The sequence below is a fragment of the Abditibacteriota bacterium genome, assembly GCA_017552965.1.
Taxonomy (GTDB): domain Bacteria; phylum Armatimonadota; class UBA5829; order UBA5829; family UBA5829; genus RGIG7931.
In genome coordinates this window covers 1-4,303 of sequence record JAFZNQ010000123.1, presented here as the reverse complement: position 1 = coordinate 4,303, position 4,303 = coordinate 1, and the positions used below count along the sequence as shown (strand labels likewise).

Sequence of the window (4,303 nt, the reverse complement as noted above, 5' to 3'; positions counted from 1 at the left end):
GATGCCGGGGCCCTTGAAGAGGAGCCGGCTGCCCGCTTCGTCACCGGAGGCGTAGTCGCCGCCGGCGGCGTCAAAGGCGTAGAATATGCCGCTCTTGTCGCCCACGAAGAGCACCTTCTCCAGCCTGCCGGTCTTGCCGTTCATGGCCGAAGTGATCAGCGGAGTGGTGGCAAAGCCGCCGGCCACGGGACCTTCGTAAAGGCCCCATTTGTCCGTATCCTTGTTGGGGTAGGTCCACAGCTCCGTGGCCACCTTGGTCTCATCGTCGCCGGTAGCGTTGACGGCGCAGAGGCGGCCGTATGTGTGGGCCACGTAAGACGAGGCCACGGAGTCGTCCGTCTCATTGATGGAAGTATATACTATGGGGAACCCGTTGCCGGGATACACGCCGCCGGCGGATTCGTTGACAAGATCCAGCTTCAGGGCGTCAAAGGTGAGGCCGTAGGCAGTGGTGCCCTCGGCGACTTTGAAGACCAGATAATACCGGGCGCCGGCAACCAGATCCAGAGTGGAGCCGGAGGACAGGGTCAGCCAGCCGGCGGGGCCGGTGGTCCCTGTGACGGAGCCCACGCTCACGCCGCCCTCGGTCACCACGTCAAATACGCAGGTGGCGGTAGTTCCCGCGGGGTTGACGAGAGGGGTATCCCCTCCTGTCTCGATAGTAGGATCCATCTGAGGACAGTGTATCTTGACGCTGTAGGTCCCGCTTACGCCCACGCTGAAGGGCAGCCTGGCGTTATTGGCGGCCACGCAGTCAGATGCCTGGAGACAGGAAATGCTCTTGCCCAGGGCCGTCTGCCCTTCGGCAAGGAAGGGAGCGTGGTCCAGATCAAATTTTTTCCAGCTGCCGCCGGGATACAGGAGCTCCTGGTCGTCAACTATGACGGAACCCGAGCCGGCTCTTTCGGCTACGGGAGAGCCCACCATCTGGGCGCTGCTGAGCCTGATAAGCCGCACGGCATCCGCCAGCACTATGGCGGCAGAGCTGTCCTCGGACAGAGAATCCTCATCCAGATACTCGCCTATATTGGTGATGGTCACCTTGATGGTGTTGGAGGCAGCATCCAGATCAAAGACGTCCGAACCGGCGTAGATCCACTGGCCGGAATACTGATCTCTGGACATATCCACGGTGGAGTTGAAGGCGGCTCCGCCGTTGATGCTGATCCTGACGTATGCATAGTTGCACACGTTGTAATCGTTCTGGTTGATGGTCAGGCTCGAAGGAACGGAAAGATTGACCTGATAATCACCCTTGGGCAGGTCCGAAAAGGTATAGTCTATGGCAGCGGTCTGCCCTTCGTCAAATGCTGCTCCGTACACGGCTTCGGCATACATGAACCTGCTGCCCCGGATATCGCCGGGGTTCACGTCGGCGTCCAGGCCGACGGGAGAGGTGCCCACGCCTGCGCTGACCCACTCGGCCTCGGAGCCGTTGGAAACGGTGACGCCCGCGGAATCGAGAGTCTTTTCATAGACGTCTCCGTCCGCTATCTGGGGATAGAGCCATATAGGAACTATTTTTTTTGCATCCATACCGGCAGACTTGGGATTGTAGGCCTGCTTTTCCGTATTTTTGCCAAGCCCTTCCCATATGCCGACGGGAGCGCCCGTATAGGCAAAGGCTATGACTCCTACGGCAATAAGCAGAGCAAAAATTGTGACTAATCTTTTCATAATTCCTCCGACGATTTCAAAAATCGCAATAGGTGACCTTCAAAAACTATGCTGACCGGCAAAAGCCGGGATCATGATCTATTCCGCCTTGTGGATATAAAACACCGACACGCCGTTGACGTAAACTCTTTGCTCGGTATCCGCATCCAGCTGCTGTACTGTGACGCTGCCGTCTATGCCGTAGCTCTTCAGGTCGCAGACGTAGCCTGTGTTTTGGGCCTGCAGCCTGACCTCGGCAGTCCTCGAAGCGAGACTGTCTTTCATGGACGTGATCACGATGAAGAAACACTCGTCCGCAGTGGCCTCGTTTACCAATACGTTGTAATTGGTATTGTCTATCTGCGACGTACCCATTATACGGACTACGGAGTTGCTGGCGTCGACATCCACGCCCGCGGGCGCGGTGCTTCCGGAGTCGCCACTGAAATTGGCGATAAGGCCGACAGCGTCATTCAGAAAGTCCTTGATGAACATGGCCGCCACGAAGTTGCCCCATTCCATCTGAGGATTGCCCGGATCGGACTGAAAGGCGTTGCTGGGATTCACGTCAAATATGAGGCCCGCCAGATTCTTATTCCGGGAGTACTGCATGAGACGCAGGATATTTTTGGGATGGAGACCGCCCGCTTTGGCAATGGCAAAGACCGGCCTGTCAAACACAGCCTTATCATCGAACACGGGATCGCTTATGGGAAAGTCCCCGTCACGCCAGTCGCTGCCGTTGGAGGGCATCAGGTCCAGCATAACCGCGTCTCCCGCGGTCCGGGAATAGACGGCCGCCTCATTGAGCTCCGCGGCCGAAACGCCGGCCAGCCTGTTGACCGCCAGCGGCTTCCTGTCGGAAGAGCGCAGCTGCTCTCTGAATTTCACCGCGTCGGACAGATTGCCCGCAGACAGCTTGTCACAGCCTACAAAGCCCATGAGGTTGTCGCACACCATGCGGGCGTTGTTGATGATGTCATACCAGTCGTAGGCCAGCTCGCCCTTGTTGTACATGTGGTCGGACACGTCGAAGAGCCACTTGCAGCCGGGAGCGTATTTGGACCAGTTCATATAAAGCGTCGAATCGCCTGCCTTCCAGTTGACCTTGGCTTCTATCAGATCCGCGGAGGCTGCCTCCAGACCCTTGATGTATTTGTCGACGCCCACCTCATAAAACACGCTGTAGTCTTCGCCGTAGCCCCGGTCCAGATCAAAGGACACGCCGAACATAGAGGAGTATCGGCCGCTGCGGTTCAGGAATCTGCCGTACTCGTCAAATTGCCAGCCTGCATTGACGCCCTCGGCGCCGGGCTCATAGTAGAAATAATCCCTGGCGATCACAGCTTCGCTGCCGTTGGATTTGCAGCGCATCTCCAGAACGAAGGGCTCGGGCTCACCGCCGTAGCCGGCGACGTCGTTGAATCTGCCCTTGTAGAGCACCTTGCCGCCGCCAATGGAAGAGCGGGTCGCAGTGCAGTCGTCGATATACTTGTCCGGAGCCATCACCGGATAGATGCGGAAGGAAGGCTCATCGGCAAAATAAGAATCGTCCCCCACGGCCTCAAAGCCTACGTTCAGGCTGCTGACCACGTTGCCCGTGGCGGCGACGGGAGTGCTGCCGGACACGGCGCTGTGGGCAAGGGCGATATAAGGAGCGGGCTTGCCGGCGGGATACATCCAGGCCTGATTGAAGGTGATCTTCTGAGCGTAAATGCCCCTTTCCACGTACAAGCAGAAACGGCAGGTGACTATGCTGCTGTCTGCGGGACAATAGACCGTTCTTTCCAGAGCCCGGTCATTTTCGTTCATAGAATAAAACAGAAAATGGGATTCCAGAAAGCCCTTGGGCTTTTCGGACTTGATGACCTTGCCGTCGGCGTCCAGCCACTGGATCTGGAGGCCCACATTGCCTTCGTCCAGGGAACGGAACTTGTACACCATGAAGGCATCAAAGGATTCGATATCCATACCCACCGTATACAGCCTGCCGGTACCGCCGGCAACGTTCACGTCTTGATACACGTACTGAGGCGTGACAGTCCCGGTCGCTGACGTATTCCTGAAGCTGAGAGTGCCCCCGCTGTAGGAAAAGTCCGGCGCCAGAGCACCGTCGATCTCCCAGTGCTCAGGCATCGAAGGATCTGCTCCGGCAGTATAGAACTCATAGTTCTGCAGCATATTGCCGGCCTTGATATCCGACTTGGCCAGGGCAAGCCCGGCCGAGAGCGTGATCAATAATAAGGTAATTACAAGCTTTTTCAAAACAGCGTACCTCACAGTCAGTAAATGTCGCCTATGTATATACTAATCTTTGATGACAATATCACATACATATGACACCGATTTATGAGCCGATGTTCCTTAGGACTTTCGGCGAAAAGAAAATAATGAGAGGCTCCGCCCGCCTGCGTAACAGGGGGCGTGACCGGCTCGATATAAGAAAAAAGCCGGCCTCAAGCCGGCTCTGTATAATAAAGCTTAATTGGTTTCTTTGGCCAGATCGAAGGCCCTCTTCAGGTCGGACACGTCGATGATGGTCCTGCCGTTCTGGATCTTGGGTATCATATTGACCGTGAGGCTCTTGCCGTTGACCTTGATGGTCCTGGAGCCGATGGTCATCTCTACCTTGACGTTGTTGATGTAG

The 4,303-nt window shown here is 56.6% G+C and carries 3 protein-coding genes; all 3 read right to left on the bottom strand.

Translation table 11 applies throughout. The features are described from left to right. A partial coding sequence (locus IK083_10370; GenBank protein MBR4749958.1) for a hypothetical protein occupies positions 1-1,677 on the bottom strand: 1,677 nt, incomplete at its 3' end. A gap of 78 nt (positions 1,678-1,755) precedes the next feature. Then, complete coding sequence (locus tag IK083_10365; GenBank protein ID MBR4749957.1) at positions 1,756-3,921, bottom strand: hypothetical protein; 2,166 nt, start codon at positions 3,919-3,921, stop codon at positions 1,756-1,758. A 216-nt stretch (positions 3,922-4,137) separates the two neighbouring features. After that, complete coding sequence (locus IK083_10360; protein ID MBR4749956.1) at positions 4,138-4,299, bottom strand: hypothetical protein; 162 nt, start codon at positions 4,297-4,299, stop codon at positions 4,138-4,140. Positions 4,300-4,303 lie beyond the last annotated feature (4 nt).